The organism is Frondihabitans peucedani (assembly GCF_039537585.1).
In the GTDB taxonomy this organism is placed as follows: Bacteria; Actinomycetota; Actinomycetes; order Actinomycetales; family Microbacteriaceae; genus Frondihabitans; species Frondihabitans peucedani.
Window position 1 is genome coordinate 1,312,934 of the sequence record NZ_BAABAU010000001.1, and the last position, 23,648, is coordinate 1,336,581.

The following is a 23,648-nucleotide window of genomic DNA, read 5'->3' on the forward strand; positions in this document are numbered from 1 at the left end:
CGTCGGAGGATGCTGAGACGTGTTCCGGAAGACCTCGATCCCGCGGTGGTGGCTGAGATCGACGCCCGTCTCGACGGAGTGGTCCGCGATCACGGCGTCGGCGTGCCCTGGGCGATCGAGAGCGGAAGCCGCGCCTGGGGCTTCCCGTCGCCCGACAGCGACTACGACTGCCGCTTCCTCTACGTGCGCCCCGCTCGGGACTACCTCTCGCTCTGGCCCGACCGCGACGTCATCGAGACTCCCCTCGACGAGGTCTTCGACGTCAACGGCTGGGACCTCGCCAAGGCCGTCCGGCTCCTGACACAGGGCAACGCCGTCGTCGTCGAGTGGCTCCGCTCCCCCATCGTCTACCGCGGCGACGAGACCTTCCGCGACGGCCTGCTGGCTCTCGCCGCAGAAGTCGCCGACAGGCCGCTGACCGGCCGGCACTACCTCCACACGGGCCGGAACAACTGGCGGGCAGACGGGAGCGAGGTCAAGCTCAAGCGCATCTTCTACGCGCTCCGAGCTGCCGCCGCCCTTCGCTGGCTCCTCGAGAATCCCGCGTCCGCGGTGGTCCCGATGGAGCTCGAGACGCTCCTCGCCGAGTCGGATCCGCCCGAGCCGGTCCTGCGCGAGACGCGCGAGCTGCTGGAGCGCAAGCGGGTCACCCGGGAGATCGGCACGGGTGCCACGCCACCGGCCGTCGCGGCCTTCATCGAGGCGGAGTTCGCCCGAGCAGACGAGCTCTACGAGCGTGCGGAGCTCCGACCGTCCGCCGAGAAGCGAGCCGCGGCCGACGCCTTCTTCCGCAGGATGACGCTGGGCTGAGACCCGCACTGCCGTAGCGCCGGGCATACCAGCGGGCGACAGCCGTCGTCAAGGGGTCGGCGTCCGGCCCCGGTCTCTCGTAAAGTCACGGGGTCCCGCACAAACGATCCGGAATGAGCAGCACCATCGGAACCTTCGCCTACGGCTCCGTCCCCATCGAGGTCCATCTCGATGATCGACTCCTCGCCCATCTCCAGGTGGTGATCGTCTCGAAGCTGCGGCGGCGGGAGTCCTTCGTCTTCTCCTGGCGCGAGGACGCGTCGTCCGGGGAGGGGCGGACCAGCGTCTGGCTGCACCCCGACGCCGATCTCAGCTTCCACTTCTTCGGCAGCCGGGCACCGCGGATCAACCGGATGTGGATCGCCCAGCTCACCTCGCTCGCGAACAGCGGGGCAGGGCTCAGGATCATCCCGGAGCCGTCCGAGACAGCCGAGACCTGGCCCCAGGACGGCTGAGCGGGGCCGCGCCTGCGCGCGCGACCGTCAGCGCTCGGCCGGGACCACCACGTCGGGCGCGGGCCACGACTCGGGTCCGTCAGATCCTGCCGGGTACTCGTCGAGCGGGACCCGGCCGTCCTTCCACGCCGTGAGCACCGGCGCCACGATGCGCCAGCCCTCGACGGCCGCGTCGCCGCGCACCGACAGGGCCGCGTCGCCGTCCAGGATCCCCTGGAGCACCTCGCCGTAGGCGGGGAGGTCGCCCGCGTTGAACTCGGTCTTCAGGGTCGCCCGGTCGATGACGTAGGGGTCGCCGGGGCCGTTCACGTTGATCTCGAGCGACATCTCGTCGGGTGCGATGCAGATGCGGAGCCGGTCGGCCGAGCGGAGCGTCGTGAACTCCGGCGGCACGTGGCTCGGCGCCTTGAACGTCACGATGATCTCCCGCCGGTGCGACGCGAGCGCCTTGCCGGAGCGGAGCAGGATCGGGACCCCCGCCCACCGCATGTTCCGCACCTCGACGACGACCTCGGCGAGCGTCTCCGTGCCGAGGTCGGGGTCGACGCCGTCCTCGTCGCGGTAGGCGGGGAGCTCGCGGCCGTCGACGGTCCCGGCCGAGTAGCGCGCCCGGCGGCTCGAGGTCGGGTCGTCCTCCCAGATGCGGGTCGCTCGGAGGGCGAGCTGCTTCTGGTCGCGGAGGTCCTCGGCGCGGAGGGTCGCCGGGGCCTCCATCACGAGGACCGCCATGACCTGCAGCAGGTGGCTCTGGATCATGTCGACCAGCGCGCCGGCGTGGTCGTAGTACCTGGCGCGGTTCTCCAGGCCGAGCTGCTCGTCGTAGACGATCTCGATGCTCTCCACGTCGCGGTTCGACAGCATCGGCTCGATGAGGCGGTTCGCGAACCGGAGGCCGAGGAGGTTGAGCACGGTCGACCGGCCGAGGAAGTGGTCGACCCGGTGGATCCTGCCCTCCGGCACGATACGTGCAAGCAGGGCGTTCAGGTGCTTCGCGCTCTCCTCGTCGGTGCCGAAGGGCTTCTCGAGGGCGAGCGACGTCTCGGGCGGGAGGTCCATCGTCGCGAGCTGCTCGCACGCCTTCTCGGTGATGGCCGGCGGCAGGGCGAAGTAGACCGCGGGGGTCGCCTCACAGGCGTCGAAGAGAGCCTGCAGGTCGTCCTTCGCGGTGACGTCCGAGGTCATGTAGGTGGTGGTCGCGAGGAGCTGCTCGACGGCCGGCCCGGAGGCGCCCTCGCTGTCGAACGACGCCTTCACGCGCTTCTTCCAGTCGGCGTCCGAGATCTCCTCGACGCCGGCGCCGAGCAGCTGCACCCGCCGCTCGGGCTCCTTCGTCAGCAGCATGCCGAGGCCGGGCATCAGCAGGCGGGCCGAGAGGTCGCCGGAGGCGCCGAGGATGAGCAGGGTGGACGTAGACGCGTCGGGCATGGCTGGATGCTATTCCAGCCGGGCCCGACGCGTCCCGTCCAGGTCTCCACAGTGCGCCTGGCGCAGGATCGCGACGCCCTGCGGACCGAGCTCGAGCTCGCGACCCGGCGCTCCCGTGAGGACGTCCTCCCCCGGCTCGTCGAGGGTGACGGCCTCCTCCCCGTGGTTGACGGCGACCAGGAGCCCGCCTCGGCGGACGAACTCGACGCCGTCGACGCGCGGCAGCCGCTCGACGCCGGCCAGCTCCGCGAGGTGGAGCACGAGGTGCAGCAGCGCGTCGTCGGAGAGCTGGGTCGCCACGTACCACGCGGATCCTGCGCCCCGGGCGTTGCTCGTGACCGCCGGCCGACCTGCCTCGACGCCGCCGACGAAGGCCGCCTCGACGCGCGCCGCGGTCACCCGCACGACCTCGGCCCAGAGGCCCGCCTCGGCTCTCCCGCCGAGCACGTCGCCCTCGACGGCGAGCGCCGGCGGAGGAGTGCCGCCGCGGGCCGCGAGGTCGGGCGCTGCCGGCGGCGTGAACTCCTCGACCCAGAGGCCGAGGGTGTCCTGGAGCACCCCGAGGTATCCCCCGGTGCGGATGTGGAGGTCCTCGTCGGTGACGGCCGTCTGGTAGGTGGCGATCAGGGTGCCGCCTGCCGCGGCGTAGGCGTCGAGGGCCTCGAGCTGCCGGTCGCCGGCGACGAGGAGGTGCGGGACCACGACGAGGCGGTAGGCCGAGAGGTCGTCGGTGGCGCGGACGAAGTCGACGGTGACGCCTGCCGCGGCGAGCGCGCGGTACCAGGAGAAGACGCCCTCGAGGTACGACAGCCTCGTCGGCGCCGCCTCCTGCTCGAGGGCCCACCAGCTGTCCCAGTCGAAGACGACGGCGACGTCGGCCTCGACGCGGCTCCCGAGGAGGCCCGACGAAGCGAGCGAGGCGAGTTCGGCGCCGAGCGCCTCCACCTCGCGGAACACACGGGTGTCGGTGCCGCCGTGCGGCAGCATCCCGGCGTGGAACTTCTCCGCACCGGCCTTCGCCTGCCGCCACTGGAAGAACAGGATGCCGTCGGCGCCGCGGCCGACGCACTGGTAGCTCCACGCCCGCATCTGCCCGGGGCGCTTCGCGGCGTTCCGCTCCCGCCAGTTCACGGCGCTCGGCGACTGCTCCATCAGCAGCCACGGCTTGCCGCCCCCGAGGGAGCGCAGGAGGTCGCGCTGCATGGCGCCGAACACCGGCGCCAGCGGGTCGGCGGGGTCGGGATAGGAGTCGTCCGAGACGACGTCGACCTCGGGAGCCCAGGCCCAGTAGTCGACCGCCTTGAAGAACCCCATGAAGTTCGTCGTGATCGGCACGCTCGACCGCTCGCGGATCACCCGGACCTCGGCCCGGTAGCACTCGAGGAGCTCCCGCGACGAGAAGCGGTCGAAGTCGAGCAGCTGCGTCGGGTTCTTGAACGTCGGCGCCGACCGGGGCGGCAGGATCTCGTCGAACGAGTCGTAGCGCTGCGACCAGAAGGCCGTGCCCCACGCCTCGTTCAGCCGGTCGATGTCGCCGTACCGGTCGCGGAGGAAGACGCGGAACGCGTCGGCCGAGGCATCGCAGTAGCAGTGGCTCACGTGGCAGCCGTACTCGTTGTTGACGTGCCAGAGCTCGAGGGCGGGGTGGTCGGCGTAGCGGTCGACGATCGCCCGGACCAGCCGTTCAGCGTGGCGGCGGTAGACCGGCGACGACGGGCAGTACGCCTGCCGGCTGCCGGACGAGAGCCGGGTGCCGTCCTCGAGCTGCGGCCGCATCTCCGGGTGCTTCACGAGGAGCCACGGCGGCGGTGACGCGGTCGCCGTGGCCAGGTCGACCCGGACGCCTCCCGCGTGCAGCAGCTCGAGGACCTCGTCGAGCCAGGCGAAGTCGAACTCGCCGTCGCGGGGCTCGATCCTGGCCCACGAGAAGATGCCGACGGAGGCGAGGTTCACGCCGGCCCGGTTCATCAGGGAGACGTCCTCCGGCCAGACCTCGGCGGGCCACTGCTCGGGGTTGTAGTCGCCGCCGAAGGCGAAGCGGCGTCCCAGCACGTCGCTCACTCCTTCACGCTCCCGGAGGCGAGACCGGTCTGCCAGTACCGCTGCAGGAAGAGGAACGCGATGATCAGCGGCACGATCGAGACGGCGGATCCTGTGATCACCGTCGAGAACAGCGCCTGCGACCCGCCGCCACCGGCGCTGGTCGCCTGCTGCTGCGCGAGGCCCACGGTCAGCGGGTAGAGGTTCGACGAGTTCAGCATGATCAGAGGGAGGAAGTAGTTGTTCCAGGTCGCGACCAGGGCGAACAGGAACACGGTGACGATGCCGGGGCCGAGAAGGCGGAGGCCCACCTGCCAGAAGATCCGGAACTCGCCGGCGCCGTCGACACGGGCCGCCTCGATCATCGAGTCGGGGATCGCGTCGGCCGCGTAGACCCGCATCAGGAAGACCCCGAACGGACTCACGAGCGACGGCACGATGACCGCGATCGGCGTGTTCGTGATGCCGAACTGGCTGAAGATCAGGTACGTCGGCAGGGCCAGCGCCGTCAGCGGGATCATGATCGCGCCGAGCACGACGCTGAACAGGATCTTCGCGCCCGGGAACCGGTACTTCGCGAACGCGTAGCCCGCCATCGTCGCGAGGAACGACGCGCCGATCGCACTGACCGCCGCATAGATCACGGTGTTCAGCGCCCACTGCAGGTAGATGCCGTTCGAGGTCGTGAAGACGTCCTGCAGGTTCTGGAACAGGTTGAAGTGGCCGAAGGCGTAGCCGAAGGTCGAGAAGAGGTCGGCGTTGTCCTTCGTCGAGGCGATGGCCAGCCAGGCGATCGGCAGGATGAAGTAGAGCGCCAGCAGCCAGAGGATGACGGTCAGGAGGTTCGAACGCCGCCGGTCGCGGTTGTAGGCCCTCTTCGTGCGGGGGCGGGCGGGATCCTGCGCCCTCGAGCTTGCCGGTCGAGTGGACTCGCCGGTGGTCGCGGTGGTCATGAGGCGCGCGCCTCCCTTCGCTGCGTCGACAGCTGGACGACGTACGACACGATGGCGATGACGATCCCGAGGAGGAACGCGATCGCGGCGGCGTAGTTGACGTCCTGGTTGATGAACGCGAGGTTGTAGGCGTAGTAGTTCGGGGTGAACGCGTTGTCGATCACGTTCGGGGCGAGGCCCTTCAGGAGGCTCGGCTCGTTGAAGAGCTGGAAGGTCCCGATGATCGAGAAGATCACGGTGAGCATGATCGCCGGGCGGATCGCTGGGATCTTGATGCTCCACGCGATGCGGAACTGGCCGGCGCCGTCGATCTCGGCCGCCTCGAACAGCTCGGACGGGATCGACCGGAGGGCCGCGTACATGATGATCATGTTGTAGCCGACGAACTCCCACGTCACGATGTTCATGATCGAGCCGAGGATCGTGCTCGCGCTGAGGAGGTTCGGCGCCCCGAAGCCGAGGGCGCGGAACACCTGCGCGATCGGTCCGAAGTCCTGGCCGTAGAGGTAGCCCCACATCAGCGTGGCGACGACGCCCGGGACGGCGTAGGGCAGGAACACGAGCAGCCGGATGGCGCCGGCGCCGCGGGCTCGACCGGAGTCGATCGCGAGCGCGAGAAAGAGCGCCAGGCAGAGCATGATCGGCACCTGGATGACGAGGAACAGCCCCATCCGCCCGACGCCCGCGAGGAAGTCCGCGTCGGTGAAGGCGCGGATGTAGTTCGTGAGCCAGGCGAACTGCGACCCGCCGATGAGCCGGGTGGCGAAGAGGCTGAGATAGCCGGAGTAGAAGAGCGGGACGAGGAGCATCAGGACGAACACGAGCATGAACGGGGCCACGAACAGGTACGCAGCCCGGTTCTGCCGCCGCTGGTTCGCGTTCGTGCGCCGTCTCGCCCCCGTCGACGCCCGGGATGGCGCCGCGACGGTCTGGGTCATGAGGAACTCCTTCGTTCACATCAGAGGTGGGTGCGGGGCGGCCGGGCCGGCCGCCCCGCGGAGACTGCTACTTGTTGACGGAGAAGCCCTGCTGGGTGCCGTAGCTCACGAGCGACTTCTGCCACGCGTCGAGACCGGCCGAGAGGTCGCCCTTCGCGGCGAGCGCCTTGCCCATGGTCTCGTTGTAGCTCGAGTAGGCGTAGTCCATGTAGGGCAGCCACTCGAACTTCGTGTCGACCGTCCCCGAGATGCCCGCGAACAGCTTGTTCACCTGCTGACCCCCGTAGAAGTCGGCCTTCTGGTCGGTGAAGTCGGTGCTCTCGAGGGTCTTCGTGGCCGTCGGGAACAGGAACTGCTTGTTGGCGAACTGCAGCGTCGACTCCGCGTCGTTGTTGATGAACTTCGCCAGCTCGTACGAGGCGATCGGGTTCTTCGTGGTCTTCAGGACCGCGTCGCTCGAGCCGCCCCAGTTGCCCGAGACGTTCTCGCCCGACGAGTACTGCGGCAGCGGCGCCGCAGCCCAGAGGCCGGACGTCTTCGCCGCGGTGCCCTGCAGGAACACCGGACCCCACGCTGCGGTCAGCCAGCCGGCGTACTTGCCGTTCGCGAGACCCTGGTACCAGCTGTCGGTGAAGTCGGGGTCGGTGGAGACGCTGCCCTCCTGGATCAGCTTCTGCCAGTACGAGGCGACCTCCTTCGCCTTGGCCGAGTTCACGTCGACCGTGACGCCCTTGTCGCCGTCGTAGCCGAACGGCTTGACGCCGGCCTGCCAGAGCAGACCGAGCATCTGGCCGGCCTGGCTGGAGGCGAGGTCGGACATGTACGACCCGGTCTTCTCCTTGACGATCTTCGCGTCCGCCGCATACTCCTCCCAGGTCTCGGGAGCCTTGGTGATGCCGGCCTTCGCGAGGATGTCCTTCCGGTACAGGTTGCCCATGGGGCCGGCATCCTGCGGGATCCCGTAGACGGCCTTGTCGCGCTTGACCTGGTTCCAGACCCACGGCGTGTACTGGTCGGACAGCTTGCTCGCGCCGTACGGGGCGAGGTCGAGCAGGTTGCCGGTGACGTTGAACGACGAGATGTACTGGTACTCCATCTGGACGACGTCGGGGGCGCCCTTGCCCGCTTTCACCGCGGTGCGGATCTTCTGGTAGTGCGGAGCTCCCTGGCCGACGTTCTGCACGTTGACCTTGATCTTCGGGTACTTCTTCTCGAAGAGGGCTACCTCGTTCTTGATGTCGGGGACCCAGGTCCAGAAGTTCAGGGTGGTCGGAGTGTTCATCGCCTTGTCGATGTCGGCCTGCGACACCGTCTTGGTGGACGTGGTCCCGCCGGTGCCGCCCGCTCCGGAGCAGCCGGACAGGACCAGGGTGACAGCAAGGAGGCCGGTGCCCAGCGCCACTGCTGTTCTCGGTGCGTTCTTCCTCATTGGTTTTTCCTTCTTCTTCGGGTTCGTCGATCGGCTGTGACGGACGAACTCACTCGTCGACCAGGGCCAGGGACGACCACGGTTCCAGAGAGATCACGGTGCCGGCGGGGTGCCGGACGGGTTCGGTGCTGGTGAGGTCCGCGACGTCGCGCGGAACGGTGATGCTCGAGGGCCGGGCCGACCAGTTGTGCACGAACCAGGCCCGGAGGCCGCTCGGCAGGAGGCCCGACGAGATCGTCACGGTCGCGCCGCGGGCCCACTCCGCGGCCACCGGCTCGGCGACGGCGAAGCGGACGAGGTCGCTCGCGAGGGCGGCGTTCGGGACGGTCCCCACGGTGGTGATGCGGCCCGATCCTGCGGCCTTCGTCACCACGGCGGGGAAGCGCTCGAATGCCGGGTCGGCGTAGCGCAGCAGGACGTCGGCGCCGCCGGGCTCCGAGAGCACGAGGCCGTCCGCCCAGTCGTTGGCCCGCGCGTCGTCGCTGAGGGCGAAGCCGCCCTCCGCGGTGACGGACACCGGCGCATCGAGGTTGGAGAACTCCTCGTACCAGACGCCCGCGGGGCCGTGGAGCCGGTCGGGGGCCACCGCGAGGCGGGCGCGCGCCTCCTCGTCGGCGTACCCGGTGCGGACCCCGACGATCAGGTGGCCGCCCGCCTCGGCGTAGTCGGCCAAGAGCTGGAGCTCCGCGTCGGTCGCGATGTACACGGCGGGCGCGATCAGCACCGGGAACCGCTCGGCGAGGCCGGCAGCCCCGAGAGCGGACGCCTGGTCGAGGTGCAGGATCCGCGCCTGGGCACCCGCGCCGATGACACCCGCGTGGAACGCGTCGACGATGTACTGGTAGCTGTCCGGGCGGGCCTCGCGCCCGCCGAGGTTCAGCGGGGGCGTGAAGTCGAAGGCGAAGCGCGTGTCGGTCGACCACAGGATCGCGACGTCGGCGTCGGGCTCGTAGCCGTCGAGCCGCTCGCCGACCGCCTTCAGGGCCCGGCCGATCTCGGAGACCTCGCGGTAGACGCGGCCCGGCACCTGGCTGTGCGGCAGGACGCCGCCCCAGTACGTCTCGGTGCCGAAGTGCAGCGTGTGCCAGTGCCAGTACTCGATCTGCGCCGCGCCGCGGGCGATCAGCGCGAAGGCGGCCTGCTTGAGCTGGCCCGGGTAGGGCGGGTAGTTCTGCGTCGCGCCGCCGATCGACCAGGCGTTCGTCTCGGTCACGAGGAACCGCTGCTGGTTCGAGGAGAACATGCGGTCGGCCTGGCGGAAGAGGCCGGCGACGCCGGTCGAGGTCCACGAGGTCGGGACCTCCTTGGCGTGGTCGAGCGACAGGTGGTCCTGGACGCCGTAGTAGGGGTTGCCGGCCGTGATGTCGAGGCGCGCGACGAGCTTCTCGTCGTCGAGGGCGGGTCGCGGGTAGGCGATGCAGGTCGTGACGAACTGGTCGGGGCGGCTGTACTCGCGGACGATGTCGGCCTGCCAGGCGATGAACTCCGTCGTGACCGCAGCCTGGAAGCGCCGCCAGGCGAGGTCGTACTGCGGCTGCGCGTTGCCGTCGGGGGTCCAGAGCTCCGACCAGTCGGCGATGCGGTGCGACCAGTAGACGAGCCCCCACTGCCGGTTCAGCTCCTCGACCGTCCCGTACTGCTCCTGGAGGCCCCGGACGAACCGGCGGAAGGTGCCGGGGTTGTGGAAGAGCAGCATGCCGGGCTCGTTGTCGACCTGGAAGCCGATGACCGCAGGATGCTCGGCGTAGCGGGCGATGACCGCGCGGATCACGCGCTCGGCGTGGAACAGGAACGCGGGGTGGCTGTAGTCGACCTCCTGGCGCGATCCCCAGGGGTGCGGCTGCCCGGTCTTCACGTCGGCGGCGATCTCGGGGTGGCTCTGCTGCAGCCACGGCGGGACGGCGTAGGTCGGGGTGCCGAGGATGACCGAGATGCCTCGGGCGTGGGCTCCGTCGAGGACGGGCTGCAGCCAGTCGAGGTCGAACTCGCCGTCGCGGGGCTCCCACGTCGACCAGACCGACTCCCCCACGCGGATCACGGTGAAGCCGGCCTCGACCATCAGGTCGAGGTCGACGTCGAGTCGGTCGGTGAGCTGGTACTCGGCGTAGTAGGCGGCTCCGAAGAGCACGCGGGAGGGCGCGGCGGAAGGCAGGGACGGCATCGTGCAGGAACTCCGTTGTTCGACTGTGTTAGCGGTAACATCGCTGTGTGGAATGACCCTAGACCGTTTGTGTTACCGGTCACAAGGGTCGAGTCCGATTCGTTACCAGACGCCCGTCACTCGGAGGGCGGGGTCGTCGTCGCCGTCGACTCGCGCACCCGCAGCTGCGCTCGGAAGGTCTGGGCCGGCGTGGTCGCCGCCCGGTCGGGGTTCTCGATCAGGTCGAGGATGTGCTCGAACGCGAGCCGGCCCTGAAGCTCGAAGTCGAGGGAGACCGTCGTGAGCGGGGGCTGGAAGAACGGCGCCTCGGGGATGTCGTCGAAGCCGACGACGCTCATGTCGCCGGGAACCGAGACGCCGCGCTCGGCCAGCGCGCGGATCGCCCCGAGGGCCATCTGGTCGTTCGCGACGACGAGGGCCGTGGCGTCGCGGTCGAGGGGCAGCTCGAGGCCCGCGAGGTAGCCGGAGCGGGGCGACCAGTCGCCGAAGACGGTCGCCACCTCGGTGAGGCCCCGGGCCCGAGTGGCCACGTCGAAGGCGAAGCGCCGGTTGCGCGCCGAGATCCAGCCCTCGGGCCCTGCGATCTGCAGGATCCGGCGGTGGCCCAGGTCGGCGAGGTGGTCGACGAGCATCTGGACGCCCTGGCCGTTCCGGGTCTGCTCGTGGCCGCCGATCCGGTCGTCGACCTCGCCGGCGATGAACCAGGGCACGGAGAAGCCGGAGGCGGTGAAGGCCTCCACCACGCGGTCGGTCGAGGCGAACGCGATGATGCCGGCGAGGTCGCTCGAGTCGGCGATGCGGAGGGCGCGCTGGATGTCGTCCTCGTCGTGGGGGTCGAAGCTGACGATGTCGAGCAGGTACCCGGCCGTGCGGGCGCCTCGGCTGGCGCCCTGCAGGATCTTGCTCGGCCCGACCTGCTCGATCTCGTGCGACAGCGCCCCGATGCGGTGGGAGCGGCTCGTCGCGAGCGATCTCGCCGTCAGGTTCGGGCGGTACTCGAGCGCCGCGAGGGCGGTCTCGACCCGCTCGCGCGTCTCCGGGCGGATGCCCTGGAAGCCCTTGAGGTAGCGGCTGACGGTCTGGTGCGAGACGCCCGCGACCTTGGCCACGTCGTAGATCGTCGGAGCCCGCCGCGCGGCCGGAGCCGAGAATCGCGTGCGATCCTCGGCTCCGGCTCCGTTCGAGACGGGCTCGGCGGTCGCCGGAGAGATGCCGTCGGCCATGGCCGCTCTCCGATCTGTCGGAGTCAGATTATCCGCTGTGGGCGGCGCTCCCCGACAGGGCGGCGAGCAGGCGCGTGCCGTCGGGCGAGCCGAGGCCCGTGCAGGCGTCCCAGCCCGTACCCGCCGAGAACGCTCCGTTCGAGCCCTCGGTGATGTCGCGGAACGACGACTCGACCGGGTAGAGCTTCGGACCGAGCAGCCCGACCGGAGCCCCGAGCGACTGCGCGAGCCGGGCCGCCAGCGCCGCCCACAGCGGAGCCACGGCGCTCGTGCCGCCGATGACGGAGCGCTGCCCGTCGACCAGGACCTCGTAGCCGGTCGCAGGATCGGCGTTCCCCGCGACGTCCGGGACGCCGCGCCCCGAGCCCGTGCCGGGCACACCCGCCGCCGTCTGCCACGCCGGAGCCGCGAAGGTGTCGCTGATGCCGCCGCCGGTCGCACCGCGCCCGGCGCCGTTGTTCCAGACCGTCTCGGACGAGATCGCGCCCGCGGTGGCCTTCAGGCTGGTGCCGCCGCAGGCGAGCAGATGCGGGCTCGACGCAGGGAAGTCGACGTGCTGGCGGCCGTCGGTCGCGCCGTCGGTGCTGCCGTTGTCTCCGGAGGCGGCCGTCACGGTCACGCCGAGGGCCGCCGCGTCGACGAGCGCCTCGTCGAAGGCCTGCCGGGCCTGCGCCGTCCACTGGTCCTCGCTCTGACCCCAGCTGATGCTCAGGGCGGTCGGCGTCGGCGTCGCATGGGCCGCGGCGGTGACGGCGTCGACGAATCCGGCGTCGGTGTTGGGGGCGAAGTAGACGACGATGTCGGCGCGGGGCGCGAGGGCGCCGACAACCTCGATGTCGAGCAGGACCTCGCCGTCGGCGCCCGAGGGATCGCCCCCGGGCTGGTTCGTCGCCCCGTCGACCGAGGCCGACCGGACCGCCGGCGACCCGACGCCGAGGGGCCCGAAGTAGGCGTCGAGGTCGCTCTGGGCGAAGCCGCCGCCGAGCTCGATGATGGCGACCGTCTGGCCGGTGCCGTCGGTGCCCTCGGGGAACGCGTACAGCTCGCCGAGCTCGACGGGCGTGAAGCTCGTGTCGACCGCCTCGGCGTGCGCGATGCGGAACTGAGCCCTGGCCTGCGGGCGGTCGTCGAGGCCGAGCACGGCGGTCACGACGCCGTCGAGAGCACGTGGGACACTCAGCCCGCCGGAGCGGTGCCGGTGCTCGACGCGCGGTGCGGCGGCGGCGGCGGTGCTGCCGGGCGCTTCGCTCGTCACGGCCTCCAGCTCGGTGCCGAAGACCCGGGCGACGACCGGTGCCGGACCCTCGACGCGGACGCGGCGGGTGGCCGCGTCGCTCTCGAGGACCGTCAGCCCGAGACCCGTGAGGGTCGAGGCGACCAGGTCGACGTCGGCAGGATCGGCCCCGTGGTCGCGGAGGTAGGCCGCAGCGTCGGGCACGCCCTGCGCGACCTGGTCGAGATCGACCGCGTTCTTCCGGCGGATCACCAGGGTCGCCTGGACCGGGGCGTCGGAGGGCAGCGCGGCTGCCGCGGGCTGGAGCCCGGGCGCGGGCGGCCGCTCGCTGCCGGCGAGGGGGACGAGGTCGAGGTGGTCGAGGGGCTCCGTGGGATCGCTCATGGGACCGGTGTACTCCGACCCTCCGACACGGAGCGTGGGAGGTCGTGAAGAGGACGCGGGACGAACATGCCCCCGTCCCGCCGAGCGCGAGGCGTCGGGCGGGAACGGGGGCATGTCGGCGTCGAGAGGATGCTCGATTCGCACGCCACTCGGATCAGGAGAAGGACGGGCGAGTCGTCCTCATCGACGCGGAGGCGCTCGGTAACCAGCCGAGACGCGATATCACAGTAGCGAAGAACTCTGCGAGCGACGCAACTTTCTTTTCGGGGCGCAATGCCTGGGATAGTGGAGGCCGTGACTCCCCTGATCATCGCCCTGCTCGTGGCCGCCGTCATCCTGCTGGTCGTCGTCCAGGGCGTGGCCCGCCACCGACGCCTCACCTCGCGAGAGGCCGCCGGCCAGACCACCCTCCCGCGCTCGACCTGGTACGTCTTCGGCGCCGCCTGCGCGTTCTTCCTGTTCGCGGTCTTCGTGCTGCCGCACCTGCTCCGCCGGTGATCCCGGTGCCGAGTCTCTCGTCCGACTGGCGGCAGCTCACGGTCGGCCTGGTGCTGCCCGACGTCGCATTCGGCGCCGCCGTCGACGTCGACGACCTCCTCGACGAGCCCGAGCTGCACTTCTCGGCGACGCCGTCGTCGTCCCGGCTGCTGCTCCTGCCGCGGGCCGGGAGCTTCACCCGGCTCGTCCTGGAGTGGGAGAACCTGCCCGAGATCGGCGTCTTCACGGCCGGTGCCGCACCCGGCGACGCGCTCGCGCCCGAGCAGGCCGCCCGCCTCGAGACCTGGATGCGCGACGTGGCCGTCATCTGCCACGCGATGCGCGACGCGATCCGGGAGGCCTCCGAGCGCGCGGTCGACGACGCCGCGGCCGGCGTCTCCGAGAGCCTGCCGCGCCGCGAGGCCGCGTCGACACGCGTGGTGTCGGCTCACATCGGCACGAGCGTGGCCGGACCCGATCCTGCGCTCCCCTTCGACGTGGTCGACGTGGTCGTCGGAGACCACCCCGGCCTGATGCTGTTCGTCGACCGGGCGACGGGCGAGACCCTCGGGCGCAGGATCACGACGCGCGACGGCGACGAGGTGGTGGCCGTCCGGTTCGAGCCTCTCGCCGCCTCGGTGCAGCCGGCCCTGCTGCAGGGCTGGTACGACCAGCACATCGCCCGCGAGGTGCTCTTCGACGACGTCTGGCAGGTCTACGTGCACCTGATCACGGGGCTCGACGCCCCCGCGAGCGTCCACTCCCCCGGCTAGCGCGCGGGCCCGGCCCCCGACGGCCGCACCCCCGTCCGGCGCAGGATCCCCCGACCGACGGGGTGCCTGCGCCCGACGGGGGTGCGAGGGGTGACGCTGCTCAGACCTCTTCGAGGCCGAAGCGGTCGATGCGGCGGTGGTAGCGCAGACCGGCGAGCCCGCCGAGGAGGGCGCCGCCGAGCGACAGCACGACGATGAGGCCCTCGGCGATCAGCGCGTCGACCGTGATGAACGACTCGAGCTTGAGGCCCGCACCCATGTTCGACACCTGCGAGACGGCCTGGCTGCCGATGACGACACCGACGACCGCGGCGATGATCGACATCACGAGGCCCCAGAGCCAGACCGCGAGGCCCTGCTTGAGGCCCGAGAAGCGGGCCATGCGCGACGCCACGAAGCCGCCGACGAAGTACGACAGGAACAGGATCACGAGGAACACCACGAGGGCGGTGATCTGCAGGGTCCGCGTGTCGAACGCGGAGCCGAGCGACTCGACGCGCGACGCCGAGCCGGTCAGGACCGACGGCTGCGCGAGGCCCGCCGCGACGGCGATGCCGCCGGCGATCAGGTAGAGCAGCCCCGCGAGTCCGACGGCCGCGAGCCAGCCGAAGAACGCCGAGCCGAAGTTGATGCCGGCGAACTCCTGCTTCTGCCGGAACGCCATCTCGTCGCGGAACGAGCGGCGCTGCGCGAGCTCCTCCGGAGTGAAGCCGTCGTCGCCCCCGGCGATGCCGTCGGCGAAGCCGAGGTTCTCGGCCGGCGACGTGCCGAGGCTCGAGATCGGGGTGGTGCTGGTCGCGGGGGCCGCGGCCGAAGCGGGCATGGCCTGCGTCGGCGGAGCGTAGGGGGTCGGCGTGGTGCCGGTCGCGGGAGCGGCGTACTCGGTCGGCGACGCGGGGGCAGGCGGCGGCGTCCAGGCGTTGCCGGCGCGCGGGGTGCCCGGAGTGATGCGGGTGTCGTCGACGTCGGCGGTCTCGGTGCGGCCGGCCTGGTCGCGGCCGGTGTCGTCGCGGCCGTCCTCGTCACGGGCGGCACCGGAGGGGAGGACCTCCGTCGCAGGATCCACCCGCTCGCCCGAGCGGGCGGCCTCGGCTGCGCGCAGCGCGCTGTCGTCGTGGAGGGCCCCGGTCTGCGGGGCTCCGGCGGCGGCGGCGGTCGCCTGCGGGGGTGACAGCGGCGGGACGCTGGCGGTCTCGGCGCGGGGAGCCGGAGCATCCTGCGCGCCCTCGTCGACCGGGTCGCTGACACGGACCGGCTCGGCCCCGCCGTACTCGCTGCTGTCGGCGTCGGGCTCGGGGCGGTCGAACGCCCGGCGCTCGTCGGACGCCTGGCCGTGCTCGTCGATCGACTCGTGCTCGGCGATCGGCTCGTCTCGGGCGGTCTCGGGCTCGGCCGGGTCGACGGCCGGCTCTCGGGGCTCCTCGCGGACGGTGTCGACCGCCTCGTCGTCGGTGTGCGACACGGTCTGGTCGCCGCCGCGTGCGGGCGTGCTGGGGTCCGTCATGATGGCTCCTCGTGATCGGTGTTCACGCGGGACAGTACCCCCGGACGGGGCTGAATCACGGCTCCCCCGCCGATGGCGCCCGAGCCCGGTTCCGCTGTCACCGCCCGCCCGGCACTAGCGTGAGAACATCGATCGACGACGACGAGCACGAGGTCCCATGAGCAACGCACCGAGCATCCCCGCCACCGACCGCCCGCGACCCGACGCCGAGATCGCCCGGTCCTGGCTCCTCGTCCCCGGCACGAAGCCGGAGTCGTTCGACCAGGCGGCGCGGTCGCGAGCCGATCAGATCGTGCTCGACATCGAAGACGCGGTCGACCCGAAGCGGAAGCCCGAGGCCCGCGACGACGTCGTCGCCTGGCTGTCCGGCGGCGGGCAGGCCTGGGTCCGGATCAACGACCGCTCGACCGACTTCTGGTCGGACGACGTCGACGCCCTCGTCGGGCTGCCCGGCCTCCTCGGCGTGATGCTCGCGAAGACCGAGGCCGGCGAGCACGTCACCGAGACCTTCGACCGCCTGCACGGCGCGAGGCCCGTCCTCGCCCTCGTCGAGTCGGCCGTCGGCATCGAGCTCTCGCCGACCATCGCCAGCGCCCGCGGGGCCTTCCGCCTCGCGTTCGGCTCCGGCGACTACCGCCGCGACACCGGCACCAGCGCCGACGACATGGCCATGGCCTACCCGCGGTCCCGCCTCGTCGTGGCCTCCCGCATCGGCAACCTGCCGGGGCCCATCGACGGCCCGACGGTCGGCTCGAGCCACGGCGTCCTCCGCGAGCAGTCGACCGTCGCGGTCAACCTCGGCCTCACCGGCAAGCTCTGCCTCGACATCGAGCAGCTGCCGGTGATCAACGAGGTCATCAGCCCGACTCCGTCCGACACCGCGTGGGCGCGCGACTTCCTGGCCGACTTCGAGAGCCGCGGCAGGATCATCCGCGACGGCAGCGACCTGCCCCGGCTCGGGCGCGCGCAGAAGATCGAGCGCCTCGCCTCGGCGTTCGGGGTGCAGCCGAACTGACGCCCGGCTCAGAGCCCGGCGCGCCGCCCGCCGGCCGACCCGGTGTCGACGTCGTCGCCGCCCTCGAGCAGCGGCCCGTCGCCCTCGGTGATGTCGATGTCGAAGCCGCGGACCTCCTCGGGCGCCGGGTCGTCGTCGCCGGCGACCAGCGCGATGTCCTCGCGGAGGTTCTCCTCGTCCTCGACGAAACCGTCGCCGAACGGGTCGGCGCCCGTCCCCTGATCCTGGCGGTCGCCCTGGCCCTGGCCCTGGTCGTTCTGGCCGTTCTGGTCGCTCACGGTGTCTCCTCCTCCGGCGGCCCGGCGGCCGCTCCGGGCCCACGGTAGGCACGCCGGCGCGATCCTGCCCGCCCTTCTCGGAGCCTTTCGTGTCACGCTGGGGGCATGCCCGACCGCCCCCGACGCAGCTCCGTCCGGATGACGCTGCCCGAAGCCGAGCGGATCGTCGCGCTCGACCACGAGGGCCGGCTCGACCGGAACGACCCGTCGGTGTCGAAGGTCGTCTTCGAGGCGCACACCGTCGTCCAGCGCGCGGCGATGTGGGGAGGCGAGCCGGGGCATCCTGCGCGACGCCGGACCGGGTGGATCATCCTCGCCTGCGGACTCTTCGTCGCGATCTGGATCGCCGGGCTCCTAGTGCCGCTCGTCCTCGGGGCAGGGCGCTGAGATGGCGGGCCGGAACCCGGGCACGACGCGCCAGGCGCGCCTGACCGCGCTCGCCCTCGTGATCCTGCTCGTCGTCGGCGCCGTCGCCGCGGGCTTCGTCGCCCACGAGCGGGCGACCTCGACCACGCTCGCCCACGGGGCCGCGAGCGCGCCGCCCTGGCCCGCACCCGCCGGCGCCGAGCAGCGCGAGCGGACCGCCGCAGCCCGGCTGCCGAACGTCTACGGGAAGAAGCTCGCCGAGCACATCCACGCGCACCTGGCCATCACCGTCGACGGCCGCGCTGTCACGGTGCCCGGGCAGATCGGGCTCCACGAGGAGGACCGCTTCGCGACGGCCCTGCACACCCACAACACGTCGGGCATCGTCCACATCGAGTCGCCGACGAAGACGGAGTTCACCCTCGGGCAGTTCTTCACCGAGTGGGACGTCCGTCTCGACGCCCGACACGTCGGGGCCGAGGGCGGAGACGTCGGCGAGACGCTGACCGTGTTCGTCGACGACCACCGGAGGGCCGGCGATCCCGCCTCGATCGTGCTCCGCGACCTCCAGGACATCGACCTCGTCGTGACTCCCGCCGGTGTGGCCGCGCATCCGACGCCCGCGTTCGACTGGCCGCCGAACTACCACTAGCCGCCCGCGGGCTCCGCCGTCTCGTCCGCCGCCGGGCTCTCCTCCGCCGCCGGGCTCTCGTCCTCCGCCGCCGGGCTCTCGTCGGACCCCTCCGCCCGCTCGTGCGCCTCGAGCATGGCCTCGGCGTGCTCGGTCTTGCCCTCGGCGATGAGCCGGTCGTCACGGCGGAGCATGCCGAGCGCCTCGGTCAGGCGGCCTCGGACGGCGGAGACCACGTTCGCGGGGGTGGGGCGGTACTCGCCGCTCTCGCCGCCGTCGCGGGCATGCCGGAACTCCCGGAGGACGCCGCCCTCGTCGACCTCGATGGGCTGCTCGGCGTGCTCGACGCAGAGCTCCGCGACCTCCTCCGCGTGCGCGTGCATGACGGAGTGGCCGGCGCCCGGGATCTCCCACAGCCGCGACGACGGCAGCAGCTCGCCGACCCGGCGGACCCAGTCGGGCGGCGCCACAGCGTCGAACTCGCCTCGGATCACGAGCGTGTCGGCGCGCACGCGAGGCAGGGCCCGCTCGATCGGGAACCGCATCATCTTCGGCAGGATCCGCGAGAACCACTTCGGCCCGCAGAACAGGTACGCCGTCAGCGCCAGCAGCTTCACCCGGCCGGGCTCGTGCGCGGCCGCCTGGAGGAACCGGACGGCCTGCACGCCGACGCTCCGCTCGCGCGGGTTGATGACGGGGCCGATGAGCACCAGGGTCCTGATCTCGGGCCGCCTGGCCACGAGGTCGACGACGACCTGGGTGCCCATCGAGTGGCCGACGACGACCGGGTCGACGAGGCCGAGCCGGTCGATCGCGAACCCGACCAGGTCGGCGTACTGCCGGATGGTCATCGCCCGCTCCGGGTGGGGCACGCCGGCGAAGCCCGGGAGGTCGAGGGCGTGCACCGGACCGAAGCGGTTCAGGTTCGGAGCGAGGCGCTCGAAGTAGTTGCTGGCGACCCCGATGCCCGGCACGAGCACGAACGGTCGCGTCCCGCCCTGTCCGATGGTGCTGACGCGGACCGACACCTCGCCGGCATCGAGGCTCCGGACCGTGACCTCGGTGGCGGAGTCGCCGGGCTCGAGCGGTGCGGCGGATTCGGCGGGCATCGCCCCAGTGTGGCAGGCGACGGCAGCGGCGCAGGATCACGCCGAGGCATCGCACCGAGACGACTTCCGACGAAGGCCTTGACTCAAAGAACTATCACGATATATCTTTGAGCTATCGCACACGGGAACACCCGACAGCGAGAGCGGCCCGGGCCGAGAGCCCGCCGCCCCACGACGATCACCACACTGAAAGGAGTACCCCATGGGTACCCACGACGACCACCACTTCTCAGCACAACCCCAGCACCACCACCACGACATGCCGCAGCGCGGCGACTTCGGCCCCTTCGGCCGCGGCCGCGGTGCCGGTCGAGGCTTCGGCCCCGGCATGGGCTTCGGCCCGGGCATGGCCATGGGCTTCGGCCCCGGCATGGGCTTCGGTCCGGGCCGCGGCGGCCGCGGCCGGGCTCGCAAGGGCGACGTGCGCCTCGCGATCCTGTCACTCCTCGGCGAAGAGCCGGCGAACGGCTACGGCCTGATGAAGGCCATCGCCGAGCGCACCGACGGCACCTGGCGCCCGAGCCCCGGCTCGGTCTACCCGACGCTTCAGCAGCTCGTCGACGAGGGTCTCATCACCGCCGTCGGCGAGGGCCGCCAGTCGACCTTCCAGCTCACCGAGGCGGGCGTGACCTACGTCGCCGCGCACTCGGAGGAGATCGCGAAGGCCTGGAACGACGCCGAGGCGCCCTCCGAGCACCGTCACGACGAGTTCATCGGCGCCGCCATGAAGCTCGCCGGCGTCATGAAGCAGTTCGCCTTCGACGCCACCCCCGAGCAGCGCAAGCAGGCGACGGCCAAGGTCGACGAGCTGCGCCGCGCGCTCTACACGATCCTCGCCGACTAGCTCCGGCGGGCTCGACCCCGAGAGCCCCGCTGTCTCGGCACACCCTCTCCTGCACGCAGGCGGGGTGGTCCGGAACAGCGGGGCTTCTGCGTGCCCTGGCCGCGTCGCGATCCTGCGCGCCGTCCGTCGACACCTGCCGGACATCGCACCGCCCCCGAGGACTACCGTGCAGTTCGCGCGACGATGCGCGGTGTGCAGACCTGCGGGTCGCGAAGGCTCGCGAGGCGGAAGGACGAGAGATGACATCGACGACGAACAGCGGAGGACGGACCATGAGTCTCGTCCCGGCCAGGATGGACCGCCTCCCCTGGACGCGCTTCCACTGGTCGATCATCGTCGGACTCGGCATCTCGTGGGTGCTCGACGGCCTCGAGATCCAGATCGTCGCCTCGAACGGGTTCGCCGAGGAGTTCCACATGTCGTCGGGGCAGGTCGGCGCCCTCGGCACGACCTACCTCGTCGGGCAGGTCGTCGGCGCGATCGTCTTCGGGCGGCTCTCCGACAAGCTCGGGCGCCGGAAGCTCTTCATCCTGACGCTGGTCATCTACCTCGTCGGCTCGGGGCTCGCCGGCCTCGCCCCGGCGGTCTGGTTCCTCTTCGCGATGCGCTTCGTCGCCGGTCTCGGAATCGGCGGCGAGTACGCGGCCATCAACTCCGCGATCGACGAGCTGATCCCGGCGAAGTACCGCGGCCGCGTCGACATCGCGATCAACGGCACCTACTGGGGCGGTGCCGCCATCGGCGCGGCCACCAACTTCTTCTTCCTGAACCACGAGATCTTCCCCGTCAACATCGGCTGGCGGCTGGCGTTCTTCATCGGCCCGGTGCTCGGCATCCTGATCATCTTCCTGCGCCGCAACATCCCCGAGAGCCCGCGCTGGCTCATGACGCACGGCCGCGAGCAGGAGGCCGAGGCCACGGTCGACGACATCGAGGGCCGGGTGCAGCGCGAGGGCGGCGTCCTCACCGACGTCGACCCGAAGCTCGCCATGGAGGTCAAGTCGACCGACAGCATCCCGTTCCGCACGATCCTGCACGTGCTCTTCAAGCAGTACCCGAAGCGGACGCTCGTCGGTGCGACGATGATGATCACGCAGTCGTTCCTCTACAACGCGATCTTCTTCACCTACGCGCTCGTGCTGACGAACTTCTACGGCCTGAACTCGAGCAATGTGCAGTTCTACTTCTTCCCGTTCGCCATCGGCAACCTGGTGGGGCCGCTGGTGCTCGGCCCGCTGTTCGACTCCATCGGGCGCCGGAAGATGATCTTCTCGACCTACGTGCTCGCGGGCATCGTCCTGGCCGTCTCCGCGGCGCTCTTCAGCGCCGACCTCCTGACTGCGACGACGCAGACGATCTTCTGGTGCGTGGCGTTCTTCTTCGCCTCGGCGGGTGCGTCGAGCGCGTACCTCACGGTCTCGGAGATCTTCCCCCTCGAGATCCGGAGCCAGGCGATCTCGTACTTCTTCGCCCTCGCCCAGATCTTCGGCGCGGTGGCGCCGCTCGTCTACGGAATCCTGGTCGGCGACGGCAGCGACCGCGGCCCGCTGACCGTCGGCTACTACCTGGGCGCCGGGATCATGATCCTCGGCGGCGTGATCGCGGCGATCTTCGGAGTGGACGCCGAGCGCCGCGGCCTGGAGTCGATCACGCAGCCGCTCTCGGTCGTGAAGAGCTGAACCTGGTCAGGCCCTGACCCTCCTCAGACCCTGACGGCGGGCTCCTCCCGCGCCAGTTCGTCCCCCGTGCCGATGTCGACCACCACGAGCCGACCGGCCAGCCCCGAGCCCGGCGCGAGGAGGAGCCCCGCCTTCGCTCCCCCGAACATCACTGTGACGAGCGCGGGCAGGACGACGCCGTCCGGCAAGGCGCCATCGTCCGCGCCGATGCCCGACGGCAGGTCGACGGCCACCACGGAGGGCGCGTCGGCCCGCCGCATCAGCACCCGGGGCCGGAGGGCGGCCACGACCTCGCGGGCCCGGCCGCGGAGCCCAGGATCGCCGCCGGCGCCGATCCCGAGGATCCCGTCGACGATCACGTCCACCCCGTCGACGAGGTCGGCGAAGGCCTCGGACCCGGGCTCGGCCTCGCGCTCCGCGGTGAAGGCTCCCGCGGCCTCGGCCGCCGCGAGCCCCGCCTCGTGGACGCGCGACCCGGTGGTCAGGATCCGCACCGCGACGCCGGCCCCGGCGAGGGAGGCGGCGGAGAACAGGGCGTCGCCGCCGTTGTCGCCGGATCCTGCGAGCACCAGCACTGCACCTGGCGCCGCGCCGCGCGTGGCGAGCACCTCCCGGATCACGGCGGTGAGGCCTGCGGCGGCCCGCTCCATCAGCGGCTCGCCCGCTTCGAGGTGGGGCGCCTCCGCGCGTCGGATCTGCTCTGCCGTGTACCCGGGGATCATCGGCCCATGCTGCCACGCGCGAGAATGGACCGATGCGCGCCACCGTCTCTAACCCGACCGACGCCACCGAGATCGCCTACGAGGTGAGCGGTGCGGGCGACCCCGTCCTTCTCGTGCACGGGTCGGGCCTGTCGAAGGGCAGCTGGCGGGGGCTCGGGTACCTCCGCGACCTCGAGCGCGACTTCACCGTGATCGCTCTCGACCTCCGCGGGCACGGCCGGAGCGGCAAGCCGCACGACGCGGCTGCCTACCGGCCCGAGCGCTTCATCGAGGACGTCGACGCGGTCCTCGACGCGGTCGGCGCCGGGCCCGTGCACCTCGTCGGGTACTCGATCGGCGCGCGCATCGGTCTCCGGATGGCTGCGGCGACTCCCGAGCGGTTCCGCACGCTCACCACCATCGGCGGCTCGTTCGAGGCGATGACCGACAGGATCGGCCTCACCTTCTTCCCCACCTGGCGCGAGGCCCTCGACTCCGGCGGCATGGACGCCTTCGTCACCGCCTGGGGCGAGCACCGCGGGCGCGACATCGACCCCGCGACGGCCCTCGCGTTCCGGCAGAACGACCCCGTCGCCCTCCGCGCCTACTTCGACGGCATCGAGGCGGCGGTCCCGCTCGGGATCGACGGCGCCGCGGCCATCACCGTGCCGACGCTCCTCCTCGCCGGCACCGACGACCCCGACCGGCTCCGCCAGTCGCAGGAGGCGGCGCGGCGCATGGCGACGGCCAGCTTCTTCGAGCTGATCGGGCAGGATCACGGGTCGTCACTCCTCCCCGTCGACGAGATCACCGACCTGCTGCGGACGTTCGTCGAGCTGAACGCCGGCGGCTGAGCGCCAGGGCGCGTTCGTCCGTCGTTCACCCGTCCGCGCTAGCTTCGGGGCATGGCAGCCCGGCTGAAGCTCCTCGATCGCCCCGACGGGGCCCGCGGGCCCCTCACGCGCGAGTCGGACGTCCACTTCTTCTGCACGGGGCGTGACCGCTGGTCGATCTACGACCGCCGGCTCGATCCTGCGGATCCGGCCGCCTTCCTCGGGCGCCTCCGAAGGATCGCCGGACTCTTCGAGGTCAGCTTCGCCGACGCCGACCTGCCCCGCTCTTACTGCACGAGCCTCAACGAGTCGCGCGCCCAGTTCGTCGGCCGGGGCGCCCTCGAGACCCGCCCGCCGCTGCGTCTCGTCTGACCCTCAGCGGGCGC

23 protein-coding genes are annotated in these 23,648 nt (G+C 71.4%); 11 read left to right on the forward strand and 12 right to left on the reverse strand.

What is annotated here, in order from left to right; all coding sequences use genetic code 11:
• The first annotated feature begins 9 nt into the window (after positions 1-9).
• On the forward strand, positions 10-810 hold the full coding sequence (locus ABD733_RS06070) for a nucleotidyltransferase domain-containing protein (protein ID WP_344794114.1): 801 nt from the start codon (positions 10-12) through the stop codon (positions 808-810).
• A gap of 113 nt (positions 811-923) precedes the next feature.
• Positions 924-1,265: a DUF7882 family protein gene (locus ABD733_RS06075; protein WP_344794115.1), complete on the forward strand. Its 342-nt coding sequence runs from the start codon at positions 924-926 to the stop codon at positions 1,263-1,265.
• A 27-nt stretch (positions 1,266-1,292) separates the two neighbouring features.
• Here ABD733_RS06075 and ABD733_RS06080 read toward each other — a convergent pair whose 3' ends face one another.
• The 8 genes from ABD733_RS06080 to ABD733_RS06115 all read right to left on the reverse strand — a co-directional run bounded on the left by ABD733_RS06080 (position 1,293) and on the right by ABD733_RS06115 (position 13,052).
• The gene (locus ABD733_RS06080) at positions 1,293-2,690 is read right to left on the reverse strand and encodes a glucose-6-phosphate dehydrogenase (RefSeq protein ID WP_344794116.1); all 1,398 of its coding nucleotides are present in this window, start codon (positions 2,688-2,690) and stop codon (positions 1,293-1,295) included.
• 9 nt (positions 2,691-2,699) lie between these two features.
• Positions 2,700-4,751, reverse strand: coding sequence for a beta-galactosidase (locus tag ABD733_RS06085; protein WP_344794117.1), 2,052 nt, complete (start codon positions 4,749-4,751; stop codon positions 2,700-2,702).
• A complete protein-coding gene (locus ABD733_RS06090; RefSeq protein ID WP_344794118.1) occupies positions 4,748-5,683 on the reverse strand; it encodes a carbohydrate ABC transporter permease in 936 nt (311 codons plus the stop codon). The genes ABD733_RS06085 and ABD733_RS06090 overlap by 4 nt, the downstream gene beginning before the upstream one ends.
• Positions 5,680-6,621 (reverse strand): carbohydrate ABC transporter permease, encoded by a 942-nt coding sequence (locus ABD733_RS06095; protein WP_344794119.1) that lies wholly within the window; start codon positions 6,619-6,621, stop codon positions 5,680-5,682. Before ABD733_RS06095 ends, ABD733_RS06090 begins: the two co-directional genes overlap by 4 nt.
• A 67-nt stretch (positions 6,622-6,688) precedes the next feature.
• On the reverse strand, positions 6,689-8,050 hold the full coding sequence (locus ABD733_RS06100; protein WP_344794120.1) for an extracellular solute-binding protein: 1,362 nt from the start codon (positions 8,048-8,050) through the stop codon (positions 6,689-6,691).
• Between the two features lie 49 nt (positions 8,051-8,099).
• The gene (locus tag ABD733_RS06105) at positions 8,100-10,211 is read right to left on the reverse strand and encodes a beta-galactosidase (RefSeq protein ID WP_344794121.1); all 2,112 of its coding nucleotides are present in this window, start codon (positions 10,209-10,211) and stop codon (positions 8,100-8,102) included.
• A gap of 116 nt (positions 10,212-10,327) precedes the next feature.
• Positions 10,328-11,434: a LacI family DNA-binding transcriptional regulator gene (locus tag ABD733_RS06110; protein WP_344794122.1), complete on the reverse strand. Its 1,107-nt coding sequence runs from the start codon at positions 11,432-11,434 to the stop codon at positions 10,328-10,330.
• Positions 11,435-11,462: 28 nt separating this feature from the next.
• Positions 11,463-13,052, reverse strand: coding sequence for a S53 family peptidase (locus tag ABD733_RS06115; RefSeq protein WP_344794123.1), 1,590 nt, complete (start codon positions 13,050-13,052; stop codon positions 11,463-11,465).
• Positions 13,053-13,346: 294 nt separating this feature from the next.
• On the opposite strand from ABD733_RS06115, the gene ABD733_RS06120 reads away from it, so the two are divergent.
• Positions 13,347-13,550 (forward strand): hypothetical protein, encoded by a 204-nt coding sequence (locus ABD733_RS06120; protein WP_344794124.1) that lies wholly within the window; start codon positions 13,347-13,349, stop codon positions 13,548-13,550.
• A gap of 5 nt (positions 13,551-13,555) precedes the next feature.
• The gene (locus tag ABD733_RS06125) at positions 13,556-14,302 is read left to right on the forward strand and encodes a hypothetical protein (RefSeq protein ID WP_344794125.1); all 747 of its coding nucleotides are present in this window, start codon (positions 13,556-13,558) and stop codon (positions 14,300-14,302) included.
• Between the two features lie 100 nt (positions 14,303-14,402).
• On the opposite strand, the gene ABD733_RS06130 is transcribed toward ABD733_RS06125, so the two are convergent.
• Positions 14,403-15,806, reverse strand: a complete 1,404-nt coding sequence (locus ABD733_RS06130) for a TIGR04086 family membrane protein (protein WP_344794126.1) — start codon at positions 15,804-15,806, stop codon at positions 14,403-14,405.
• A gap of 157 nt (positions 15,807-15,963) precedes the next feature.
• On the opposite strand from ABD733_RS06130, the gene ABD733_RS06135 reads away from it, so the two are divergent.
• Complete coding sequence (locus ABD733_RS06135; RefSeq protein ID WP_344794127.1) at positions 15,964-16,821, forward strand: HpcH/HpaI aldolase/citrate lyase family protein; 858 nt, start codon at positions 15,964-15,966, stop codon at positions 16,819-16,821.
• Positions 16,822-16,829: 8 nt separating this feature from the next.
• Here the strand turns inward: ABD733_RS06135 and ABD733_RS06140 are convergent, their stop codons facing one another.
• Positions 16,830-17,099, reverse strand: a complete 270-nt coding sequence (locus ABD733_RS06140; RefSeq protein WP_344794128.1) for a hypothetical protein — start codon at positions 17,097-17,099, stop codon at positions 16,830-16,832.
• Positions 17,100-17,204: 105 nt separating this feature from the next.
• Between ABD733_RS06140 and ABD733_RS06145 the strand changes: the two genes are divergently transcribed.
• Positions 17,205-17,486, forward strand: a complete 282-nt coding sequence (locus ABD733_RS06145; RefSeq protein ID WP_344794129.1) for a hypothetical protein — start codon at positions 17,205-17,207, stop codon at positions 17,484-17,486.
• 1 nt (position 17,487) lies between these two features.
• Positions 17,488-18,117 (forward strand): hypothetical protein, encoded by a 630-nt coding sequence (locus ABD733_RS06150; protein WP_344794130.1) that lies wholly within the window; start codon positions 17,488-17,490, stop codon positions 18,115-18,117.
• Here ABD733_RS06150 and ABD733_RS06155 read toward each other — a convergent pair.
• A complete protein-coding gene (locus ABD733_RS06155) occupies positions 18,114-19,205 on the reverse strand; it encodes an alpha/beta fold hydrolase (protein WP_344794131.1) in 1,092 nt (363 codons plus the stop codon). The two genes, ABD733_RS06150 and ABD733_RS06155, sit on opposite strands and share 4 nt — an antisense overlap.
• Before the next feature lie 202 nt (positions 19,206-19,407).
• Between ABD733_RS06155 and ABD733_RS06160 the strand changes: the two genes are divergently transcribed.
• On the forward strand, positions 19,408-20,049 hold the full coding sequence (locus ABD733_RS06160; RefSeq protein ID WP_425552864.1) for a PadR family transcriptional regulator: 642 nt from the start codon (positions 19,408-19,410) through the stop codon (positions 20,047-20,049).
• A 272-nt stretch (positions 20,050-20,321) separates the two neighbouring features.
• On the forward strand, positions 20,322-21,728 hold the full coding sequence (locus ABD733_RS06165; RefSeq protein ID WP_344794132.1) for an MFS transporter: 1,407 nt from the start codon (positions 20,322-20,324) through the stop codon (positions 21,726-21,728).
• 23 nt (positions 21,729-21,751) lie between these two features.
• Here ABD733_RS06165 and ABD733_RS06170 read toward each other — a convergent pair whose 3' ends face one another.
• Entirely contained in the window at positions 21,752-22,450 is a 699-nt protein-coding gene (locus ABD733_RS06170) for an NAD(P)H-hydrate epimerase (protein WP_344794133.1), read from the reverse strand.
• A gap of 32 nt (positions 22,451-22,482) precedes the next feature.
• Between ABD733_RS06170 and ABD733_RS06175 the strand changes: the two genes are divergently transcribed.
• Entirely contained in the window at positions 22,483-23,283 is an 801-nt protein-coding gene (locus ABD733_RS06175; protein WP_344794134.1) for an alpha/beta fold hydrolase, read from the forward strand.
• 51 nt (positions 23,284-23,334) lie between these two features.
• The gene (locus ABD733_RS06180; RefSeq protein ID WP_344794135.1) at positions 23,335-23,634 is read left to right on the forward strand and encodes a hypothetical protein; all 300 of its coding nucleotides are present in this window, start codon (positions 23,335-23,337) and stop codon (positions 23,632-23,634) included.
• Positions 23,635-23,648 lie beyond the last annotated feature (14 nt).